This window comes from Rhodococcus sp. PAMC28707 (genome assembly GCF_004795915.1).
GTDB lineage: Bacteria > Actinomycetota > Actinomycetes > Mycobacteriales > Mycobacteriaceae > Rhodococcoides.
Window position 1 is genome coordinate 3,403,057 of the sequence record NZ_CP039253.1, and the last position, 21,704, is coordinate 3,424,760.

The 21,704-nt window shown below is 62.5% G+C and carries 19 protein-coding genes and 1 tRNA gene; 17 read left to right on the top strand and 3 right to left on the bottom strand.

Annotation, left to right across the window (positions count from 1 at the left end; translation table 11 throughout):
* Positions 1-32: 32 nt before the first annotated feature.
* Positions 33-105 (bottom strand) — tRNA-Arg (locus E5720_RS15650).
* A gap of 119 nt (positions 106-224) precedes the next feature.
* Here E5720_RS15650 and E5720_RS15655 point away from each other — a divergent pair.
* Positions 225-2,639, top strand: a complete 2,415-nt coding sequence (locus E5720_RS15655) for a phosphoketolase family protein (protein ID WP_168708360.1) — start codon at positions 225-227, stop codon at positions 2,637-2,639.
* A 19-nt stretch (positions 2,640-2,658) separates the two neighbouring features.
* On the opposite strand, the gene E5720_RS15660 is transcribed toward E5720_RS15655, so the two are convergent.
* Together E5720_RS15660 and E5720_RS15665 are read right to left on the bottom strand one after the other, a co-directional pair.
* The gene (locus tag E5720_RS15660) at positions 2,659-3,354 is read right to left on the bottom strand and encodes a DUF305 domain-containing protein (protein WP_136171410.1); all 696 of its coding nucleotides are present in this window, start codon (positions 3,352-3,354) and stop codon (positions 2,659-2,661) included.
* A complete protein-coding gene (locus E5720_RS15665; protein ID WP_136171411.1) occupies positions 3,351-4,277 on the bottom strand; it encodes a DUF3105 domain-containing protein in 927 nt (308 codons plus the stop codon). The genes E5720_RS15660 and E5720_RS15665 overlap by 4 nt, the downstream gene beginning before the upstream one ends.
* A gap of 222 nt (positions 4,278-4,499) precedes the next feature.
* On the opposite strand from E5720_RS15665, the gene argS reads away from it, so the two are divergent.
* The 16 genes from argS (at position 4,500) to E5720_RS15750 (ending at position 21,697) form a co-directional block, all read left to right on the top strand.
* Positions 4,500-6,152 (top strand): arginine--tRNA ligase, encoded by a 1,653-nt coding sequence (gene argS / locus E5720_RS15670; protein WP_136171412.1) that lies wholly within the window; start codon positions 4,500-4,502, stop codon positions 6,150-6,152.
* Positions 6,149-7,570, top strand: a complete 1,422-nt coding sequence (gene lysA / locus E5720_RS15675) for a diaminopimelate decarboxylase (RefSeq protein WP_136171413.1) — start codon at positions 6,149-6,151, stop codon at positions 7,568-7,570. The genes argS and lysA overlap by 4 nt, the downstream gene beginning before the upstream one ends.
* Positions 7,567-8,871 carry a homoserine dehydrogenase gene (locus tag E5720_RS15680; RefSeq protein WP_136171414.1) on the top strand — a complete coding sequence of 435 codons (1,305 nt, stop codon included), beginning with the start codon at positions 7,567-7,569 and terminating at the stop codon, positions 8,869-8,871. The genes lysA and E5720_RS15680 overlap by 4 nt, the downstream gene beginning before the upstream one ends.
* Positions 8,868-9,935, top strand: coding sequence for a threonine synthase (gene thrC, locus E5720_RS15685; protein WP_136171415.1), 1,068 nt, complete (start codon positions 8,868-8,870; stop codon positions 9,933-9,935). Before E5720_RS15680 ends, thrC begins: the two co-directional genes overlap by 4 nt.
* A 17-nt stretch (positions 9,936-9,952) precedes the next feature.
* Entirely contained in the window at positions 9,953-10,885 is a 933-nt protein-coding gene (thrB, locus tag E5720_RS15690; protein ID WP_136171416.1) for a homoserine kinase, read from the top strand.
* 308 nt (positions 10,886-11,193) lie between these two features.
* The gene (gene rho, locus E5720_RS15695; RefSeq protein ID WP_247595988.1) at positions 11,194-13,383 is read left to right on the top strand and encodes a transcription termination factor Rho; all 2,190 of its coding nucleotides are present in this window, start codon (positions 11,194-11,196) and stop codon (positions 13,381-13,383) included.
* Between the two features lie 174 nt (positions 13,384-13,557).
* Entirely contained in the window at positions 13,558-13,797 is a 240-nt protein-coding gene (gene rpmE / locus E5720_RS15700) for a 50S ribosomal protein L31 (protein ID WP_136171418.1), read from the top strand.
* A gap of 109 nt (positions 13,798-13,906) precedes the next feature.
* Complete coding sequence (gene prfA / locus E5720_RS15705) at positions 13,907-14,986, top strand: peptide chain release factor 1 (RefSeq protein ID WP_136171419.1); 1,080 nt, start codon at positions 13,907-13,909, stop codon at positions 14,984-14,986.
* Positions 14,987-15,065: 79 nt separating this feature from the next.
* Positions 15,066-15,950, top strand: a complete 885-nt coding sequence (gene prmC / locus E5720_RS15710; RefSeq protein ID WP_136171420.1) for a peptide chain release factor N(5)-glutamine methyltransferase — start codon at positions 15,066-15,068, stop codon at positions 15,948-15,950.
* Between the two features lie 70 nt (positions 15,951-16,020).
* Positions 16,021-16,689, top strand: coding sequence for an L-threonylcarbamoyladenylate synthase (locus E5720_RS15715; RefSeq protein ID WP_136171421.1), 669 nt, complete (start codon positions 16,021-16,023; stop codon positions 16,687-16,689).
* Positions 16,686-17,969, top strand: coding sequence for a serine hydroxymethyltransferase (gene glyA, locus E5720_RS15720; RefSeq protein ID WP_136171422.1), 1,284 nt, complete (start codon positions 16,686-16,688; stop codon positions 17,967-17,969). Before E5720_RS15715 ends, glyA begins: the two co-directional genes overlap by 4 nt.
* Positions 17,966-19,192, top strand: a complete 1,227-nt coding sequence (locus E5720_RS15725) for an MraY family glycosyltransferase (RefSeq protein WP_136171423.1) — start codon at positions 17,966-17,968, stop codon at positions 19,190-19,192. Before glyA ends, E5720_RS15725 begins: the two co-directional genes overlap by 4 nt.
* Before the next feature lie 73 nt (positions 19,193-19,265).
* Positions 19,266-19,670: a hypothetical protein gene (locus E5720_RS15730; protein WP_179142261.1), complete on the top strand. Its 405-nt coding sequence runs from the start codon at positions 19,266-19,268 to the stop codon at positions 19,668-19,670.
* Positions 19,671-20,082: 412 nt separating this feature from the next.
* Positions 20,083-20,808, top strand: a complete 726-nt coding sequence (gene atpB / locus E5720_RS15740; RefSeq protein ID WP_084346431.1) for a F0F1 ATP synthase subunit A — start codon at positions 20,083-20,085, stop codon at positions 20,806-20,808.
* Positions 20,809-20,877: 69 nt separating this feature from the next.
* Positions 20,878-21,126, top strand: a complete 249-nt coding sequence (locus tag E5720_RS15745; RefSeq protein WP_084346430.1) for an ATP synthase F0 subunit C — start codon at positions 20,878-20,880, stop codon at positions 21,124-21,126.
* 7 nt (positions 21,127-21,133) lie between these two features.
* Complete coding sequence (locus E5720_RS15750; protein ID WP_084346429.1) at positions 21,134-21,697, top strand: F0F1 ATP synthase subunit B; 564 nt, start codon at positions 21,134-21,136, stop codon at positions 21,695-21,697.
* Positions 21,698-21,704: the final 7 nt, after the last annotated feature.

Here is a 21,704-nt window from a genome sequence, read left to right on the forward strand (position 1 = left end):
GGGTGGCAATACGAAAGCGTGTGACGCAGGTGTGCCCCCGGCAGGATTCGAACCTGCGACCTTTCGCTCCGGAGGCGAACGCTCTATCCCCTGAGCTACGGGGGCGCGCCGGAACTGTGCGTACTGAAATTCCGGCGTGCCTGTGGGCGGGTCCTAGACTAGCGCATTCCATCCGTCACCTGAAATCACCCTCGTGTTGACCTAGAAGGAGGACAGTCTGTGGCATGCACGTAGACGAAAGGACCCGCGTGACCGATCATGGCTATTCGAGCGAAGATCTGGACCTCGATCTGAGGTGGTGGGCAGCTGCCAACTACCTGACCGTGGCCCAGATCTATCTGAAGGACAACACGTTGCTGCGTGAGCCCCTCACCGCGGCGCACATCAAGCCGCGTTTGCTGGGGCACTGGGGGACCAGCCCGTGCCTGTCGATGATTTACACCTTGCTCAACCGAAACATCAAGAACACCGGCGCGGACTGGCTGTACGTGACGGGCCCCGGCCACGGCGGGCCGGCACTCGTCGCGTCGACCTATCTCGAGGGGACGTACTCGGAGATCTATCCGCATATCTCGCGGGACACCGAGGGTGTGCACCGTCTGTGTCGTCAGTTCTCCTCGCCCGGTGGCATTCCCAGTCATGTGAGTGTGCAGACGCCGGGCAGCATCCACGAGGGCGGCGAGCTCGGGTATGCGCTCGTACATGCCGGTGGTGCCGCGTTCGACCGGCCGGATCTGATGGTGGCGTGTGTGATCGGCGACGGTGAGGCCGAGACCGGACCTCTCGCAGGCTCGTGGAAGTTGCCGGCGTTTCTCAACCCGCGCCGCGACGGTGCCGTGCTGCCGATTCTGAATCTCAACGGAGCAAAAATTGCAGGGCCCACGGTATTCGGACGCAGCAAAGACGAGGACATCGTCGACTTTCTGCACGGGCAGGGCTGGGACCCGGTCGTCGTTTCCGGTGATGATCCCCGCCTTGTTTTTCCAGCCCTCGAAGAAGCAATACGAAACTCGCACAGCAAAATTCGCGCCATTCAAGATGCAGCACGGTCAGGCGGTGCCCCCGCCCAGGTGCGCTGGCCGGCCATCATCCTGCGCACCCCGAAGGGGTGGACAGGGCCGCACAGCGTCGACGGGGTCCTGGTAGAGGGGACCTTCCGGGCTCACCAGGTGCCGCTGTCAGGAGTACGGAGCAACCCCGCACATCTGGCGCAGCTCGAATCCTGGATGCGCTCGTACGAGCCGGAGGCGCTCTTCGACGCCGACGGCGCTCTCGTTCCCGAACTCGCTGCGTTGGCACCGTCGGGGGACAAGAGAATGGGATCGACGCCGTACGCCAACGGTGGCAGACTCCTTCAGCCTCTTCGGATTCCGCCGCTCGAGAAGTACGAGATCGCGATCGAGTCACCCGGAGCAGGGTTCCACGAGACGACCCGGGTCCTCGGCGAACTCATGCGCGACATCTACGCCGACAACAAACGCCCCGACGGCGGTGGCAACTTCCGGCTGTTCTGCCCGGACGAGACGTCGAGCAATCGGCTGGCGGCGGTGTTCGAGGAGACCGATCGATGCTGGCAGCTGCCGACCGAGGAGTGGGACGACCATCTTTCGGCGGACGGCCGCGTCATGGAGGTGCTCAGTGAGCACCTGTGCGAGGGATGGTTGGAGGCATACGTTCTCGCAGGCGGGCATGGCGTCTTCGCCAGCTACGAGGCGTTCGCGATGGTAAGCGTGTCGATGATGATCCAGCACGTGAAATGGCTCCAACATGCCGCCGACCTGCCCTGGCGTGAACCCGTCGCGTCACTGAACGTCCTGTTGACCAGTACGTGCTGGCGAAATGACCACAACGGGTTCTCTCACCAAGGCCCAGGAATGATCGACGCCGTCATCCCGCTCTCACCCGCGGTCGTTCGAATCTGGCTGCCGCCGGACTCCAACACGTTGCTGTCGATCTCCGATCACTGCCTGCGCAGTCGTGATCACGTCAACCTGATCGTCGTCGACAAACAGCCCCATCTTCAGTATCTGACGCTCGAGCAGGCCAACGCACATTGCGCGGCGGGAGCGTCGATCTGGGAATGGGCGGGAACCGAAACCGACTCCGACGGCGCCCCGAACGAGCCCGACATCGTCCTCGCCGCGGCAGGGGACGTTCCCACGCAGGAGGTACTTGCGGCCGCGGAGATCTTGCGGGAATGGGTTCCGTACCTGCGTGTTCGGATGGTCAACGTCGTCGATCTGATGGCATTGATGACTCCGGATGCGCATCCGCACGGCTTCCCGGAGGACAAGTTCGTGGGTCTGTTCACCGCAGACACCGATGTCGTATTCGCATTCCATGGCTACCCACGTGCAGTCCACGAGCTACTGCACGGCCGCACCGGCGCGGGTCGCTTCCACGTCCGCGGGTTCAACGAGCAGGGCACCACCACAACGCCGTTCGACATGGTGGTGCTCAACAAGATGAGTCGGTATCACCTCGTGCTCGAGGCGCTACGGCGATCGCGTCGAGTGCCAGAAAATGGCAGTGAGCTCGAGAAATTCTGCACTGCGCAATTGGTTCGGCACGCGAGCTACATCGTCGAGCACCTCGAGGATATGCCCGAGGTGACCGACTGGACGTATTCCGCGCGCTGACGCGAGCCGAAGGGTCGACCTAATTGAAAGGAAGTGGTTCGGAGCCACGCTCGGCGAGCATCTGCTTCATGAGCGTGGCTTCACCTTCCTGCGTCGAGATCATCGACTGCGCGAGCCGCACCAGCGCAGGCGTTTCGGCGTGATCTGCGGCGTATTCCATCATCGCAAGCCCGCCCTGATGGTGCCGCAGCATCAACTGCAGGAACATCACGTCGACGGCCGGGCCGGTTGCCTTCCGCAATGCGGCTAGCTCTTCGTTGGTTGCCATGCCGGGCATGGCAGCCATCGAGCCTGATTCAGCCGGCGTCATCGATGCCATCGAATGGCCGTGCTCGTCACCGGACATCCAGCCCATGTAGCCGTCCGGTCCCACGGGGGAGCGGTCCCAGACCGCGAGCCAGCCCTGCATCTGACCGACCTGGTTTTGCTGGGAAGTCAGCATGTCGAACGCCAAAGTCTTCACGCGCTGATCCTCGGCGTTGGTCAACGCGACAGCGGACATGTCTATTGCCTGGTTGTGATGGACCGACATGTCCTGCGCGAAACCGACATCGACCGAGTCGGCGGCAGGAACCGAGTCGTCGCCGCCGAGAAACGTAGTGCGTGCGAGGAAGCCGAGTGCGAAACCGACCGCAATCGCGGCGACGATGCCGAGAATCAGCAACGCCGTCTTCTGGCTCCGTACGGCCCGGGGCCGCTCCTCCACCGACGTCATGGTGTCGGAGCCTGCTGCTGCAGTTCGGGTGGCAGCTGTAGATCGCTCGGAAGCTGCAGATCAGCCGGTAGACCGGCGGTGCCTGCACCCGCACCCGACATCTCACTCGCGTCCGGAGTGATCCCTGCACCATCCATCGGCACAGCCTCAGCGCCGGGCGCCGACGGATCGAACGGCGGTGGGTTGTCAGGATCGAACGAACCTGGAATGGTCGCGCAGCTCGCGCCGACCTCCGGGTATGCGTAACGGTTCAGACGCAGCGCTGCGATGAACTGGCCGATCCGCTCGTCGTCGACACTGTCCAACTTGAGCTGGTGGCCCCACGACTGCAAAGAGACCGGCGTATCCATCCCTGGATACGGCGACATCATCATGTACGACTCGCCGTCCACCTTGCCGGCCAGCTGGGAGATTTCGTCCTCGCTGAGTTCATCGGGGTTGTATGTGACCCAGACGGCACCGTGCTCGAGGCCGTGCACTGCGTTCTCTGTGCGGATGGCTTCCGGATAGACGACGCCGGTGCAGGTGGCCCACACCGCATCGTGCGGACCACCGAACGGCGGCAGCTGGTCGTATGCGACGCGTTGCTCGGGAGAGACGTGCAGCGCAGCGGGGTAATCCATCTTCACTACATCGGCGATCGACGATGAGGGGTCCTGGTTGCTTTCGCTCGGCGCGAACTTCTGCGCCTCGGCCTGGTCCTGATACTTGGGGAAGAGGTTGACGGCCAGGATTGCGACCAGGCCGACGACGACAACCACGGCACCGATGGTCAGCCAGGGAACCTGCGGTCCACTCTTGGCCAATCCGCCTTTGACGGATGGTATGCCTCTGTTCTTCTGCTTCTTTGCGCCTTTGATGGCCTTGTTGGCTTTGGCGGCCGACTTATTGCCCTGACCGCCGCTCTCTTCACCCGTGGGCATCGCTGTCGTCGCTCTTTCCGTTGTGGGGCGTGTGCCGGAGCACACAAAGCTGGCAGGCTCCGCGACAAGATGGCGACCGTTATCGCAGAGCGCCACTACTGTACGTTCTCCGTTCCGAGCGGACCCTTCGAGGGAGCTGCAGCGGTGACGGTGGTCTCGAGTGGGTCTGGTGTAGGTACTGGCTGCGAACCGGCCGTGCTCCAGACCATAAGATGGTTACCTGTGACTCCCGCCGACCTTGCCGAACTGCTACGCGCGACCGCCGCGAAGGTGCTTGCCCAACGCGGCCTCGACGTGTCCGTGCTGCCCCCGATGCTGACGGTCGAGCGTCCGCGGAACCCTGAGCACGGCGATTACGCCACCAATGTTGCTCTCCAGGTCGCCAAGAAGGCGGGCGCGAATCCGCGTGACTTCGCCGGATGGCTCGCGGAAGCACTGGCCGCCGAGCCCGCGATCGCCAGCGCCGAGGTCGCCGGGCCCGGGTTCCTCAATATCCGCCTTGCCGCCGATGCTCAGGGCGCGATCGTTGCGCAGGCTCTGGCAGAGGGCGCATCCTTCGGCAACGGAACGTTGCTCGACAACGTCAAGGTCAACCTCGAATTCGTCTCCGCCAACCCGACAGGTCCGATCCACCTCGGTGGTACCAGGTGGGCCGCGGTCGGTGACGCTCTCGGCCGGATTCTTTCGGCACAGGGAGCCGAAGTGGTGCGTGAGTACTACTTCAACGATCACGGCGCGCAGATCGATCGCTTCAGCCGCTCGCTCATCGCGGCGGCAAAGGGCGAACCCGCACCCGAAGACGGATACGCGGGTGCCTATATCGGTGAGATCGCAGCGGCGGTACTGGCCGAGAACCCGCAAGCCCTCGAACTGTCCCCGGAAGACGCGGCCGAGACATTTCGGTCCGTCGGCGTCGAGCTGATGTTCGAACAGATCAAGAAAAACCTGCACGAGTTCGGTGTCGACTTCGACGTCTACTTCCACGAGAACTCGCTTTTCGAATCCGGTGCCGTCGAGCGAAGCGTGGAGTATCTGAAGAATTCCGGCAGCCTGTACGAGGCCGATGGGGCATGGTGGCTCAAGAGCACCGACTACGGCGACGACAAAGATCGCGTCGTCATCAAGAGTGACGGCAACGCCGCATACATCGCCGGCGACATCGCGTACTTCCAGGACAAGCGCCGCCGTGGCTTCGATCTGTGCATCTACATGCTCGGCGCCGATCACCACGGGTACATCGGTCGACTCAAGGCCGCTGCGGCTGCCTTCGGTGACGATCCGAACACCGTCGAGGTGCTGATCGGCCAAATGGTCAACCTGGTGCGTGACGGTGTCGCCGTGAAGATGAGCAAGCGTGCGGGCACGGTCATCACGTTGGACGATCTCGTCGATGCCATCGGCGTCGACGCGGCTCGGTACGCCCTGGTCCGGTCCTCCGTCGACTCGAGCATCGATATCGACTTGGAACTGTGGGCCAGTGAGAGCAGCGAGAACCCGGTCTATTACGTCCAGTACGCGCACGCCCGGCTCGCATCACTTGCTCGCGGCGCCGTCGAACTGGGAGTCACCGCTGAAAACCCGGATCTGAGCTTGCTCACGCACGAGCAGGAAGGCGAGTTGATCAGGACCATCGGCGAATACCCGAGAGTCGTTGCCAGTGCCGCAGACTTGCGTGAACCGCATCGCATCGCCCGCTACCTGGAAGAATTGGCTGGTGCATACCACCGTTTCTATGGAGCATGTCGTGTACTTCCACAAGGAGACGAGGAGCCAGGCCCAGTGAATACCGCACGTTTGGCGTTGGGTAGTGCAACCAGGCAGGTGCTGGCCAATGGCCTTGCTCTGCTCGGAGTCAGTGCACCGGAGCGAATGTGAGCGCACATCCCGCCGGACCGAAGCATGCCGCAACCCCGATCGGGGACACCGTGACCGAAAAGCCGGCGACTGCGGCGGACATGACAGTGCTTCCCGGGCATGTCTATCCGCGCAACGCCGAACGCGCCGACGACGGCGTAGTCTCCCTGGCCGGAGTGCCGGTCACGGAGTTGGCAGCCGAGTACGGAACCCCGTTGTTCGTCATCGACGAAGACGACTTCCGTTCGCGTGCACGGGAAATGGCTGTTGCGTTCGGTGATCCCGCACGTGTTCACTACGCGTCCAAAGCGTTCTTGTGTGGGGAAATTGCGCGCTGGGTCGCCGACGAAGGGCTCTCGCTCGACGTGTGTTCCGGCGGCGAGCTGAGTGTCGCCCTTGCCGCGGGATTCCCGGCCGACCGAATTGCCATGCACGGCAACAACAAGTCCGTCGCAGAACTTACTGCCGGCGTCACCGCCGGTGTCGAGCACGTGGTCCTCGATTCGATGATCGAGATCGATCGGCTCGACGCGATCGCCGGTGGAATGGACGTCGTACAGGACGTCCTCGTGCGCGTGACCGTCGGAGTCGAGGCGCATACACATGAATTCATTGCAACTGCTCACGAGGATCAGAAGTTCGGCTTCTCGCTCGCCGACGGTTCTGCACTCGAAGCAGTCCGTCGAGTGTTCGCGGCAGGCAACCTGCGGCTCGTGGGATTGCACAGCCATATCGGGTCGCAGATCTTCGAGGTCGACGGATTCGAATTGGCTGCGCACAAGCTGATCGGCATGCTGGCGGAGGTGGTCTCCGAATTCGGCGTGGACAAGACCTCCCAGATTTCGACAATCGACCTCGGCGGCGGCATGGGCATTTCGTATATACCGAGCGACGATCCGCCACCGATCGATCAGCTCGCAGCCAAGCTGAAGTCGATTGTCGCGACCGAATCCGCTCGGGTCGGTCTGCCTGTTCCGAAGGTCGATGTCGAACCCGGTCGCGCCATTGCAGGTCCTGGCACTGTAACTCTGTACGAGGTCGGAACCATCAAGGACGTCACCGTCGATGCCGCGTTGCGCAGGCGCTACATCAGCGTCGACGGCGGAATGAGTGACAACATCCGTACCTCGCTGTATCAGGCGGAGTACGACTGTCGGCTTGTCTCGCGAGACAGTGAGGCCGAGGGGGTTCTGGCGCGTGTCGTCGGAAAGCATTGCGAGAGTGGCGATGTGGTGATCAAGAATACTTGGATGCCGAGTGATGTCGGTCCGGGTGATCTGCTGGCGGTAGCTGCGACGGGTGCTTACTGCTACTCGATGTCGAGCCGCTACAACCTGCTTACTCGACCTGCCGTGGTGGCAGTGAAAGACGGAAAGTCCCGCCTCGTTCTGCGCCGGGAGACATTGCAAGATCTGCTCAGCTTGGAGGTGCAACCATGACATCGAAGAAGACCATAGGCATCGCGGTACTCGGACTCGGGAACGTCGGCAGCGAGGTAGTACGCATACTGACCGAGAACGCGTCGGATTTCGAAGCGAGAGTCGGTGTTCCCCTGGAGATCCGGGGTATCGCCGTACGTCGAATCGACGGAGATCGCGGGGTCGACCCGGCTTTGCTCACCGATCACCCGGCTGCGCTGGTGGATCGTGACGACGTCGACATCGTGGTCGAGGTCCTCGGTGGGATCGAGGTACCGCGCAAGCTGATCCTCGCCGCGCTGGAGAAGGGCAAGTCGGTGGTGACCGCAAACAAGGCGCTGCTGGCGGAATACACCGGAGAGTTGGCAGACGCGGCCGAGAAGTCACGCGCCGACCTGTACTTCGAGGCTGCGGTCGCCGGTGCCATTCCCGTCGTCCGCCCGCTCATGCAGTCCCTCGCAGGCGACCGTGTCAACAAAGTGGCCGGAATCGTCAACGGCACCACCAACTTCATCCTTTCTGCGATGGACGAGACAGGTGCGGACTACGCCGAGACATTGGCCGAGGCAGGGCGATTGGGCTACGCCGAGGCGGATCCCACCGCCGACGTCGAAGGCTACGACGCGGCATCGAAGGCAGCCATCCTCGCGTCGATCGCATTCCACACTCGCGTGACGGCAAGCGACGTCTACCGTGAAGGCATCAGCAAGATCACCTCGGCCGACCTGGAGATGGCACGCTCGCTCGACTGCACCATCAAGCTGCTCGCGCTCTGCGAGCGCATCACCACACCCAATGGCCAGGACCGAATCTCGGCGCGTGTGTATCCGGCATTGGTTCCGCTGGACCACCCGCTGGCCACAGTGAACGGCGCGTTCAACGCCATCGTCGTCGAGGCCGAGGCTGCCGGACGTCTCATGTTCTACGGACAAGGTGCCGGGGGCGCTCCGACCGCTTCCGCCGTTCTCGGTGACCTCGTCATGGCTGCCCGAAACAAGTTCTACGGTGGCCGTGGCCCGCTGGAATCCAAGTACGCAAAGCTGAAGATTGCTCCCATGGGCGACATCACCACCAGGTACTACGTCAACATGCAGGTGGCCGACCGCCCAGGTGTGCTGGCCACCGTCGCTGCTGAGTTCGCCAACCACGACGTGAGCATCTCGACCGTGCGTCAGCAGGGGTCGGGCGACGGTGCCTGCCTGGTCGTCGTCACTCATCTGGCGTCGGATTCCGCGTTGTCCAAGACCGTGTCGGCGTTGGAAAAGATGGACGTCGTCACCTCCGTTTCAAGCGTTCTCCGATTGGAAGGCACCACCGTATGAGCGTCCACACCCCCTGGCCAGGCCTGATCGAGGCGTACCGTTCTCGCCTCGCGATCGGTCCCGACTGGAAGACCGTGACGCTGCTCGAGGGCGCAACTCCGCTCATCCATGCAGAGCGACTGTCCGAGCTCACCGGTTGCGAGGTCCATCTGAAGGTCGAGGGCTTGAACCCGACCGGGTCGTTCAAGGACCGCGGTATGACGATGGCCGTCACCGACGCGCTTGCGCGCGGGCAGGAGGCTGTTCTGTGCGCCTCGACCGGCAACACCTCGGCGTCCGCTGCGGCCTACGCGGCCAAGGCAGGCATGGGCTGCGCCGTCCTCGTCCCCCAGGGGAAGATCGCCATGGGCAAACTTGCCCAGGCGGTCATGCACGGCGCGAAGATCATTCAGGTGCAGGGCAACTTCGACGATTGCCTGGAACTCGCACGCAAGACCACCGCAGAGTTTCCGACGATCGGACTCGTCAACTCGGTGAACCCCGTTCGTATCGAAGGCCAGAAGACAGCGGCATTCGAGATCTGTGACGCAATGGGAAATGCTCCCGATGTCCATGTGCTGCCGGTAGGCAACGCAGGCAACATCACTGCGTATTGGCGCGGTTACTCGGAGTACTTCCGGGACGGCCTCACCACGGTCAAGCCGCGGATGCTCGGAGTGCAGGCCGCAGGTGCGGCACCGCTCGTACACGGAGCGCCCGTTGCCGAGCCCGAAACGATCGCCACTGCCATTCGCATCGGGTCCCCGGCGTCGTGGAACGGTGCAGTTTCGGCCAAAGAGGAGTCGGGCGGCGCATTCCGTGCCGCTACCGACGAGGAAATCCTCGAGGCTTACCGTCTCGTGGCCAAGACCGAAGGCATCTTCGTCGAGCCTGCGTCCGCAGCGAGCATCGCGGGCCTGATTGCGGCGCGGAGGGAAGGTTGGCTCGACAGCGGCCTGACCGTCGTCTGCACGGTCACCGGCAACGGACTGAAGGATCCCGACACGGCCCTGGCGGGAATGCCTGTGGTCGAGCCGATTCCGGTCGATCCGGTAGCTGTCGCGTCGGCCCTCGAGCTGGCGTAGTGGCGAAGACTCAGCCCATGACGACAACACTTCCGCAGGGTTTGACGGTGACGGCCCGGGTTCCCGCGTCCAGCGCGAACCTCGGGCCCGGCTTCGACACCCTGGGAATCGCGCTGGGACTCTACGACGAGATCTCGGTGACGACGACGGCGTCCGGGCTGAGCATTCGTGTTCAAGGTGAAGGCGCGGACGACGTGCCTTGGGGTCCCACCCATTTGGTGGTGCGAGCGATCGAGCGGGGACTCGAAGCAGCCGGGGTGTGGGCAGACGGTCTGGATGTGGTGTGCACCAACGTGATCCCGCACTCGCGAGGATTGGGATCTTCGGCGTCGGCCGTCGTCGGCGGTTTGGCCGCGGCCAACGGGCTCGCTGCCAAGCTCGATCCTGCCCTGACTTTGAGCCTCGATCAGCTCGTGCAGCTGGCGTCGGAGTTCGAGGGCCATCCTGACAATGCATCTGCCAGCATCCTCGGCGGTGCGGTGGTGTCGTGGAGCGAGCCGGCGAGCGCGAGCATCACTCAACGAAAGTATTCGGCCGTCCGGCTGGCGGTTCATCCGGACATCCACGTCGTCGCGTTGGTTCCCGCCGAACGGTCCTCGACGTCGCACACTCGCGGGCTCTTGCCCGAACTGGTTCCGCACCGCGACGCTGCCTTCAATGTCAGCCGCGGAGCCCTGACCGTCGTCGCGCTCACCCAACGTCCGGATCTTCTGATGCCCGCTACCGAAGATCTGCTGCATCAGGGGCAACGGTCGGTCGCACTACCGGAATCTGCGAAGTGGATAGCGGCGCTGCGCTCGAGGGATATCGCAGCGGTGCTGTCCGGTGCTGGACCGACGGTGCTTGCGCTGTGTACCGTGCCCTTCCCTGAGGACCTCAGAGGGTTGGCCGAGGGGGAAGGTGTAAGGGTCCTCGAGCTCGCTGTAGCAGACGGTGTCTGCATTTCTTGAAACTCGCTGGTAACCGGATGTTGCCGACTGCGCTCTCGGAGGCTATCCTGAGGAAAGTCCGTATATCGTGCGCTTCAGACGCCGGTTATCACCAGGGCAATCAAGTCACAGTATTCGGGGGAATCAACGTCCGAGTTTCGTGATGTACCTGGCTCGGCCCCTCCCGTAGTTTGCATGCGGTCTCGGGTCGGTCGTCTGTCCGAATCGCGTCGATCATGAACGGAAATATCCGGGTTCGATACGACCCTCGTGCTCCGGAACGAACCCTCTGCTGCGCACACTGCGAGCGAGGGAAGGAAAGGACCTCCGTGACCGATACGGAACTGATCTCCGCCCCAGACAAGACGCGCCGCGGAGCTGGCCTGTCCGGAATGGTGCTCACCGAGCTACGCAGCCTTGCTGGCGAACTCGGAATCAAGAGTGTCTCCGGCATGCGCAAAGGCGACCTGATCGCTGCCATTTCCGCGCGGCAGTCAGGTAGCGGTGCACAAAAGTCGGACGGCTCCAGGTCTGGCGCATCCAAGTCCGGCGCTGCTGAGCCCGATGCAGACAAGGCACTGTCGAGCCCCGGTACTGCCACCGCCGGTGTGAGCTCGGCGCCCGTGGTCGATGGCCCTGCGCGTGCAGAGAATGCACCTGACCGGACTGCTGCGCAGTCCGGCGAACAGGCTCCTGCCGAAGACGGGACCGACGCCCCACGCCGTACCCGAGGCCGTAGAGCTGCAGGTCGCCGCGCGGGTGCGCCCGACCAGTTGCCGCTCGACGATTCCGCTACGCCGGCTGACGCCACATCACAGTCCAACGCTGCTACTCAGTCCAACACTGCTGCTCAGCCTGGCGCTGCTGAATCACGAGAGGCCAACACCGAGCAGTCCTCGGTGAACGCAACTGCGAACAGCTCGGATCAGTCGGAGTCCTCGTCCAACGAGCGACCACGACGGACCCGTTCCGAGCGCGGCAACGACTCGCGCGGTGAGCGAGGCAGTGAATCGCGTGGCGACGGCAACGACCGTAGCCGTGGCAATCGCGCCGACGCATCGGACGAAGACGGCAACACCCGCACCGACAACAACCGCGGCGAGGGTAGTCGCAACGAGAACAACCGGAACGAGAACAACCGCAACCGAAGTCGCAACCAGAGCGACGGTCGTGGCGAAGACCGTAATAGCAACAGCAGTGGCAACAACGGTGGAAACAACGGTCCTCGCGACAGTCGGGACAACAACAACCAGGACGACGAGGGCGACGGCCGGGGGCGTAGAGGCCGTAGGTTCCGTGAACGTCGTCGTGGACGCGATCGCGGCGAGGGTGGCGAAAGCCGCGAGCGTGAGCCCGAGATTCGTGAAGACGATGTTCTGCAACCCGTAGCCGGCATCCTCGACGTTCTCGACAACTACGCGTTCGTTCGTACCTCCGGGTACCTTGCCGGGCCCAACGACGTCTACGTATCGATGAACCTCGTCCGTAAGAACGGTCTCCGTCGTGGTGACGCCGTGACAGGCGCGGTTCGGGTTGCACGCGAAGGTGAGCAGTCCGGTCAGCGGCAGAAGTTCAATCCGCTGGTTCGTCTGGATACGGTCAACGGTGGCGACGTCGAGGCGGCACGCAAGCGCCCCGAGTTCGGCAAGCTGACCCCGTTGTACCCCAACCAGCGTCTGCGCCTGGAAACGACGCCGAACATTCTCACCACTCGAATCATCGACTTGGTGATGCCGATCGGTAAGGGTCAGCGTGCGCTGATCGTGAGTCCGCCGAAGGCCGGTAAGACCAGCGTTCTGCAGGCGATCGCCAACGCGATCTCGGTCAACAATCCCGAGTGTTACCTGATGGTCGTGCTGGTGGACGAGCGTCCCGAGGAAGTCACCGATATGCAGCGTTCGGTGAAAGGTGAGGTCATCGCCTCGACCTTCGACCGCCCACCGGGCGATCACACCGCGGTGGCGGAACTTGCGATCGAGCGTGCGAAGCGACTGGTAGAAGCAGGCCAGGACGTAGTAGTCCTCCTCGACTCGATCACTCGACTCGGCCGCGCGTACAACAACAGTTCGCCTGCCTCGGGCCGAATCCTCTCCGGTGGCGTCGATTCGACGGCGCTGTATCCACCCAAGCGTTTTCTCGGTGCGGCTCGAAACATCGAGAACGGTGGATCTCTGACGATCATCGCCACGGCCATGGTCGAAACCGGTTCCACCGGTGACACCGTCATCTTCGAGGAGTTCAAGGGCACCGGCAACGCGGAACTGAAGCTCGATCGCAAGATCGCCGAGCGTCGTGTGTTCCCCGCGGTCGACGTCAACCCGTCCGGCACGCGTAAGGACGAGTTGCTGCTCAATCCGGACGAGGCGGCAGTGCTGCACAAGCTGCGGCGTGTGCTGTCCGGTCTGGACTCGCATCAGGCAATCGACCTGCTTGTCGATCGTCTGAAGAAGAGTAAGAGCAACCTCGAGTTCCTGATGCAGGTATCCAAGACCGCGCCCGGCGGAATCGACGACAACTAGCAGGGAACAAGCCGACAGGTGCGAGTGTTGTTGCACCTGCCGGCATCGAAGCATCGGATGAAAGATCCGGTGCTCGAGTCAGACATTTCGTCTGGCATACTGATCGGCTGAGTCCGGTTCCGGTTCACGTCCTCGATCGGCGAGGGCGACCCGGCGACCATTGAAAGGGACACCATGAAGGCAGGAATCCACCCCAACTACACGCTCACCACTGTTGTGTGCGGTTGCGGCAATACTTTCGAAACCCGTAGCACCACCGACAAAGAGCGCATCACCGTCGAGGTCTGCTCGCAGTGCCACCCGTTCTACACGGGCAAGCAGAAGATTCTTGACACCGGTGGTCGCGTTGCACGTTTCGAGGCTCGTTACGGAAAGCGCGCCGGCAAGAAGACAGAAGCCGACGCCGACGCATAGCTGTTCCGCCGACGCCCGTCCTGCGAAGTATGCAGGGCGGGCGTCGGTTTTTTCATGTGGTGACTGGGTTGTGTAGCGACTGTGGATCTATCGAAGACGGAGAAATATCATGGCGAGGACGACAAAGCCTTCGGCAATCGACGATATTCTCGCCGAGCATTCGGGCCTCGAGCAGCAGCTTGCCGATCCCGCGCTGCACAACGATCCCTCGGCGGCGCGTCGAGCAGGCAAACGTTTCGCCGAACTTGCACCCATCATGTCGGTGCACGGCAAGCTCACGACCGCTCAGGACGATCTCGAAGCCGCCCGCGAACTTGCGGCCGACGACGCATCGTTCGCCGCGGAGATTCCGGACCTCGAAGCGACGGTAGTTCGCTTGGAACACACACTCGCAGACCTTCTGGCCCCGCGTGATCCACACGATGGCGAGGACATCGTGATGGAGGTCAAGTCAGGGGAGGGCGGCGAGGAATCGGCACTTTTCGCCGCCGATCTTGCGCGCATGTATCTCCGGTACGCTGAACGTCGGGGATGGCGCGTAGAGATACTGGACGCGAACGTCTCGGATCTGGGCGGATACAAGGATGCCACCTTGTCGATCAAGGCCAAGTCCGGTTCGCTCGACGGCGTGTGGGCGCGACTGAAGTTCGAAGGCGGGGTGCATCGCGTGCAGCGTGTGCCCGTCACTGAATCTCAGGGTCGAGTGCACACCTCCGCGGCGGGAATTCTGGTCTATCCGGAGCCCGACGAGGTCGAGGCAGTCCAGATCGACGAGACCGATCTCCGCATCGATGTCTATCGGTCCTCGGGCAAGGGCGGTCAGGGTGTCAACACCACCGACTCCGCTGTGCGAATCACGCACCTTCCCACAGGAATCGTGGTGACGTGCCAGAACGAGCGTTCGCAGTTGCAGAACAAGGCCCGCGCCATGCAGGTTCTCGCAGCGCGAATGCAAGCCGCTGCAGAGGAGGCTGCCGACGAAGAGGCAGCGGCCGGCCGGGCGAGCCAGGTTCGTACCGTCGACCGTTCGGAGCGGATTCGCACGTACAACTTTCCAGAGAACCGGATCACCGATCACCGCATCGGGTTCAAGGCGCACAACTTGGATGCCGTGCTCGACGGCGAACTCGACGCATTGCTCGATGCGCTCGGCAAGGCCGACCGTGAAGCACGGATGCAGGCCGAGTAATTTCGGCTGTTTTCCTCGTCCTCGTGTTCTCTGAGTGTGCGTTTTCCTTCACCTCGCGGCGTCATGGCACGCTGTACCGGTGACTCGTAAACCACTCCGCCTGGCAATTCTCGAAGCGACGTCGACGCTCGAGGCTGCTGGGGTTCCAAGTCCCCGCGTCGATGCCGAGTTGCTCGCATCGCACCTCATCGGTGTCGAGCGTGGTCGGCTCGGGCTCGTGCCGCTCGTGGAGCCAGAGGTCATCGAGGCATATCAGAAGACGATCGCTCAACGGGCGAAGCGTATTCCTCTTCAATACATAACCGGCACAACAGCTCTGGGAAATATCGACGTCGAGGTCGGTCCTGGTGTGTTCGTTCCGCGTCCGGAAACCGAGTTGCTGCTCGGGTGGGCGCTCGCCTTCCTCGAAGGGGTCGATCATCGCCCTCCCGTAGTCCTAGACCTGTGCACCGGGTCGGGCGCACTGGCCCTCGCCGTGGCGAACGCCAGACCTGACGCTCAGGTCCACGCCGTCGAACTCGACCCTTCGGCACTTGCCTGGGCGAGACGCAATGCCGACTTGCGCGCAGGGCTTGGGGACACCCCCATCATCCTTCACCACGGCGATGTCACCGATCGGTCACTACTGGCCGAGCTCGACGGTCGGGTAGATGTCATTGTCGCCAACCCTCCGTACATCCCTGAGGATGCCGTTCTCGAACCGGAAGTAGCCGATCACGACCCCCACATCGCGCTGTTCGGTGGCGTCGACGGACTGTCGGTGATCGGACCGATGATCGACAACATTGCTCGATGGCTTCGGGTCGGCGGGGGAGTCGGTGTCGAGCACGACGACTCGCACGGCGAACGCGTCGCAGAATTGTTCGAGCGTAGGCGGGTATTCACCGACGTTTCTCCGCACCCCGACCTGACCGGCCGTCCACGGTTCGTCGTCGCATCTCGAGCTGTCACTCCGGAGTCCTGAACTTCACGTGTGAGACGCGCAGGGTGAGGCTCGGGAATGTGTGGGCGGAACGCAGTGACAGGATAGAGGAGTGAGCACTGTCTACGACTGCCAGCAAGCCGACTCCCGCGCGGCAGGATTGACCGCAGCCAGAGGCGCCCTCAAATCAGGTCGTCTGGTCGTGATGCCCACCGACACCCTGTACGGACTCGGCGCCGATGCATTCGACAGCAGTGCTGTCACCGATCTGTTGCGCGCCAAGGGCCGAGGACGCGATATGCCCGTTCCGGTTCTCGTCGGATCCTGGAGCACCATCGACGGACTCGTGACCGGTGTACGCCCAAGAACGCGCGATCTGATCAAGGCCTTTTGGCCCGGGGCGCTCAGTCTCGTCGTCCAGCAAGCTCCTTCATTGGCGTGGGATCTGGGAGATGCGCAGGGAACAGTCATGCTTCGGATGCCACTGCACCCTGTCGCCCTCGAATTGCTGCGCGAAGTGGGACCGCTGGCAGTTTCGAGTGCGAACATCTCCGGCCAACCCCCAGCCACCACCGTCGGTGAGGCACGTGATCAGCTCGGTGGCTCCGCTGCGGTCTACCTCGATGGTGGTCCGGCCGAGCACGCTGTTGCCTCCACCATCGTCGATTTGACCTCCGAGACACCGCGAATCCTCCGAGAGGGCGCTGTCGCCGCATCGGCTGTCGCGGAGGTTCTCGGCGTGCCCGTCGAGAGTCTGCTGCGAGGGAGTGCCGGCGCATGAGTGAAACGCCCTTCTACGGCCCGGACTTCGCCGAATTGCACGCCGAGGATCCGGAGATCGCCGATGTCCTGCTCGGTGAGCTGGAACGGGTCCGTGGTGGACTGCAGCTCATCGCCAGCGAAAATCTGACAAGCCCGGCAGTGATGGCTGCGCAGGGAAGCATCCTCACCAACAAGTACGCCGAGGGGTATCCCGGACACCGGTATTACGGTGGTTGCGAGATGGTCGATCGCGCCGAAAACCTCGCGGTCGATCGGGCCAAGGCACTGTTCGGTGCCGACCATGTCAATGTTCAACCGCACTCGGGCGCCAGCGCGAATCTTGCTGTGTACGCTGCGTTCGCGAAACCGGGCGACGCGGTCCTGGCCATGAGCTTGCCTCATGGCGGACACCTCACTCACGGTTCGAAAGTCAGCTTCTCGGGCAAGTGGTTCAGCCCCGTTCCCTATCACGTTCGGAAAGACACCGAGCTGATCGATTACGACGAAGTACGAGACCTGGCGTTGGTGCATCGTCCCAAGATCATCGTTGCCGGAGCTACGGCGTACTCACGCCTCATCGACTTCGCTACCTTTCGTTCGATCGCAGACGAAGTCGGCGCCGTCCTATGGGTCGACGCAGCTCACTTCATCGGCCTCGTTGCGGGCCAGGCCATCCCGTCCCCGGTCCCGTACGCCGACGTCGTGTCCGCCACTACCCACAAAGTTCTGCGGGGTCCTCGCGGCGGCATGCTGATGTGCCGTGCCGAGCACGCTCGTGCCATCGACAAGGCAGTCTTCCCGTTCAGCCAGGGCGGGCCGCTCATGCACACCGTCGCGGCGAAGGCTGTGGCATTCGCCGAGGCTGCGACGCCGAGTTACCGCAAATATGCGCTGAACGTCGTCGCCAACGCCCAAGCCTTGTCGACCTCGCTCGTCGAGTCCGGCATGCGCACGGTGTCCGGCGGAACGGATACCCACCTCGCGCTCCTGGATCTGCAAGGCTTCGGGATCGACGGCCGTAGCGCGGAATCGCGGTGTGAGGCAGCGGGTATAACGCTCAACAAGAACACGATCCCCTTCGACCCAGCCCCGCCTGCGGTTGCATCCGGCATCCGGGTCGGATCGGCCGCGGTCACGACACAGGGTTTCGACACCTCCGAGATGGCCGTCGTCGGAAAGCTCGTCGCACGTGCAGTTCGCGCAGAACAGGGGACGGTCGTCGGTGATCGAGAGATTGCCGCTGTGAAGGCAGAGGTCGGCGACCTCGTCTCACGCAAGCCGGCCTATTCTCGCGCATGAGTGTCGTCGCCGTGGGTGCACCCTACGACGTGCTGGCCCTGGCGAACCAGGGCGCCGGCGTCCCCATCCGAGAATTGCTGTTGGTGTGTCTGACAGCTGCGGTCGTGACTTTTCTTGCGACCGGCGGCGTCCGGGTGCTGGCGAACAAGTTCGGCGCGGTTGCCGCACCACGTGAGCGTGACGTCCATGTCGTTCCGACACCGAGACTCGGTGGGACCGGCATGTATCTCGGAATGCTGGTCGCATTGCTGTTCGCATCCCAACTCCCGGCGCTTGCACGCGGTTTCGGGTACACCCAGGACATCCCCGCTGCGCTCGTCGCCGGATTCGTGATCGTCGGTGTCGGAGTCATCGACGATCGCTGGGGCCTGGACGCACTCACCAAATTCGTCGGCCAGGTCACCGCGGCCGGTGTGCTCGTCGTGATGGGCGTGAGCTGGTACATCATCTATGTGCCCTGGTCGGACGGCGGTTTCACCGTCGTGCTCGATCAACTGCAAGCCGGTCTGGTCACGGTTCTCGTCACCGTGGTGATGGTCAACGCGATGAACTTCGTCGACGGCCTCGACGGCCTCGCTGCAGGCTTGGGGCTGATCGCCTCGGTGGCAATTTGTATCTTCTCCGTCGGGCTGCTCAACGAGCAAGGGGGAGACGTCGGCGTCTACCCGCCGGCGGTGATAGCTGCCGCATTGGCCGGTGCCTGCCTCGGTTTCCTGCCGCACAACTTTCAGCCGGCGCGGATCTTCATGGGTGATTCGGGTTCGATGCTGATCGGGCTGATGCTGGCCACAGTATCGACCAGCGCCTCCGGCCGTATCCCGCTGACCGCCTATGGGCCCCGGGATCTGGTCGGACTTCTTACTCCACTCCTCCTCGTCGGTGCCGTCATGTTCATCCCGATGCTGGACATGCTTCTTGCCGTCGTACGACGAACACGCGCCGGACGCAGCCCCTTCAGCCCGGACAAGATGCACCTGCATCACCGTTTGCTGCAGATCGGTCACTCCCATCGCCGCGTCGTGCTGGTGATCTATCTGTGGGTCGGGGTCCTGGCCTTCGGCGCCGTCGGATCGGCGCTGATCGATCGGAGAATCGTTGTGCTGCTCGTGGCAGCGGGTCTGGTATTCGCACTGGTGGTGACCGCCGTACCGACCGTCCGACTCGACATGGCACGCGAGCGAAGACGCGTAAGGAACAGCAACCGAAGAGGCCGTCGGTCCTGACGAACGGTTGTGCTGGGTAGTCTGTGCGTCTGTGAGCTTCTCTCCTGCGCCCGTGCCCGATCAATCCGACGCGATGCGTTCTGCCGTTCGCTACGGCGTCATAGGTTTGGTTGTGCTGACTGTTCTCGGCGCGATCATCGCCACCCTTTTCGCGGGGTTGCCAGGATTGTGGGGTGCGCTCATCGGCGCTGCCCTCGGAGGCGGGTTCATTCTGACCACGGCCCTGTCCATTGCATTGACCTCCAAGTTTCCGCCGACGATGGTCGGTGCGGTTCTCCTGGGCGGCTGGCTGGTCAAGATGTTACTGGCGATCGTCGTCCTCGGGCTGCTCAAGGACATGGACTTCTACAGTGAGAAGTCGCTGGCACTTGTCGTGGTAGCGGCGTTGGTGCTCGTTTTGGGGGCCGAAGTCTATGGTGTCGTCCGTACCAAAGCGCCGTACGTGGACGAACAACCCGACAAGCACGAGTCCGACTGAACGTAGTACGACACTGTGTCGTAATCGGTCGAGAAGAGGCCCCACCTACACAACGTCGTAGTTGGGTTGATAAAGTTCCGACCAAGTGAGGGTTGAACTGCCGCGAACAGGACATTTCGCGAGCACGACAATCTTTACAGGTAGCCGAAAGCGCGTGTGTAGTTTCAAGACGCGCTCGACAAGCTGCCGAGTCGACGTGAGTCGCCGACACCCGACAGACGCTGGCCGGTGAAGACAAGGCCTCAGCTGCTGACGACCTCGAGCCGATATCGTCGACTTGATAGATCGTCAATGTCCGATCGAACCGCAGTCTTAGCAGTCTGCGGCCCGAACACGGGAGAGACCGCTGAGCGTCACCAACCTGGCTGCGGAGTTCCATCCGCCGTCTATATCCGACTTCTTTCCTCCCGCCGTGTTGTTCGAGGGGACCCCCTTCGAACTCGACCGGCTGATGCTTATCCGCATCCTGATGAGCCTCGTGCTCGTCGTGTTGTTCGCGGTCGCCATGAGAAGCCCCAAAATCGTTCCTCGTGGGCTGCAGAACGTCGTCGAGTACGGACTCAGTTTCGTCAAAGAGCAGATCTGCGACGAGATTCTCGGCAAAGAGCAGGGCAAACGGTTTGCGCCCATCATCATGACCATCTTCTTTGCGGTTCTGTTCATGAACCTCTCGTCGGTGATTCCGTTTCTGAACATCTCGCCCAACGCTCGAATCGGTATGCCACTGGTTCTGGCCTTGATCGCGTACGTGGCGTTCAACTACGTCGGTATCAAGAAGTATGGGTTGTTCAAGTACGTCAAGAGCAGCATCGTGGTTCCGGATGTGCCCCTCGCGCTGCACTTCGTGCTGGTGCCGGTCGAGTTCATCTCCACCTTCATCCTGCGGCCGTTCACGCTGACTGTTCGTCTCATGGCCAATATGCTTGCCGGCCACCTCATGCTTGTGCTGTTCTTCAGCGCGACTCAGTTCTTTTTCTTCCAGGCCGCGGCGGGAATGAAGATCTTCGGTATTTTCTCGCTGACCGCAGGTTTCGGCTTCACTCTCTTCGAACTCTTGGTCATCGGCTTGCAGGCGTACATTTTTGCGCTGCTGACAGCCGTGTACATCGACCTTGCGCTGCACGCAGATTCACACTGATCCACCACTAGCTAGACCTGACCCACGCGCCGTCCGGCGAGTGGGCAACAGAAAGGGAACGGAATTCTAATGAGCCTCGCGTACCTGGCACAGGAAACGACCAGCACGGTGACCGGCGCTGGATACGGTGCAATCGGTTACGGTCTCGCCGCCATCGGACCTGGTATCGGTATCGGCATCGTGGTCGGTAAGGCTATCGAGGGCATCGCTCGCCAGCCCGAACTGCAGGGCACCATCCGTACCAACATGTTCCTCGGCATCGCGTTCACCGAAGCGCTCGCGCTGATCGGTATCGTCGCCGGCTTCCTGTTCGGTTAATCCCCACATGGCAACCAACATCGCAATTTTGGCCGCGGAGGCCGAAGAGGACATCAATCCTCTGCTCCCCGCGACATACGACATTGTTTGGTCTGCGATCTGTATCGCCATCATCGGCTTCATCTTCTGGAAGTACATTCTTCCGAGTTTCCAGAAGGTATTGACCGAGCGCGGAGATCTGATCGAAGGCGGCATCAAGAAGGCCGAAGAAGCTCAGGCCGAGGCCAAGGCAGCACTCGAGCATTACAACGCACAGCTCGCCGAGGCACGTTCCGAGGCCGCGCAAATCCGTGAGGAAGCGCGCACCCAGGGCCAGGCGATCCTTGCTGAAATGAAGACGAAGGCGCAGGAAGAGAGCGACCGGATCGTGGCCGCAGGCCACAATCAGCTCGTTGCTCAGCGTCAGCAGATCGTCACGGAACTTCGAAGCGATCTCGGACGCACAGCAGTAGAGCTCGCTGAGAAGGTCATCGGCGAGCAGTTGTCCGACGAGGCGAAGCGAGCAGGCTCGATCGACCGTTTCCTGAGCGAGCTCGACTCCGTCACCGCTGACTCTGCAGCCGGAAAGTGAGATAACC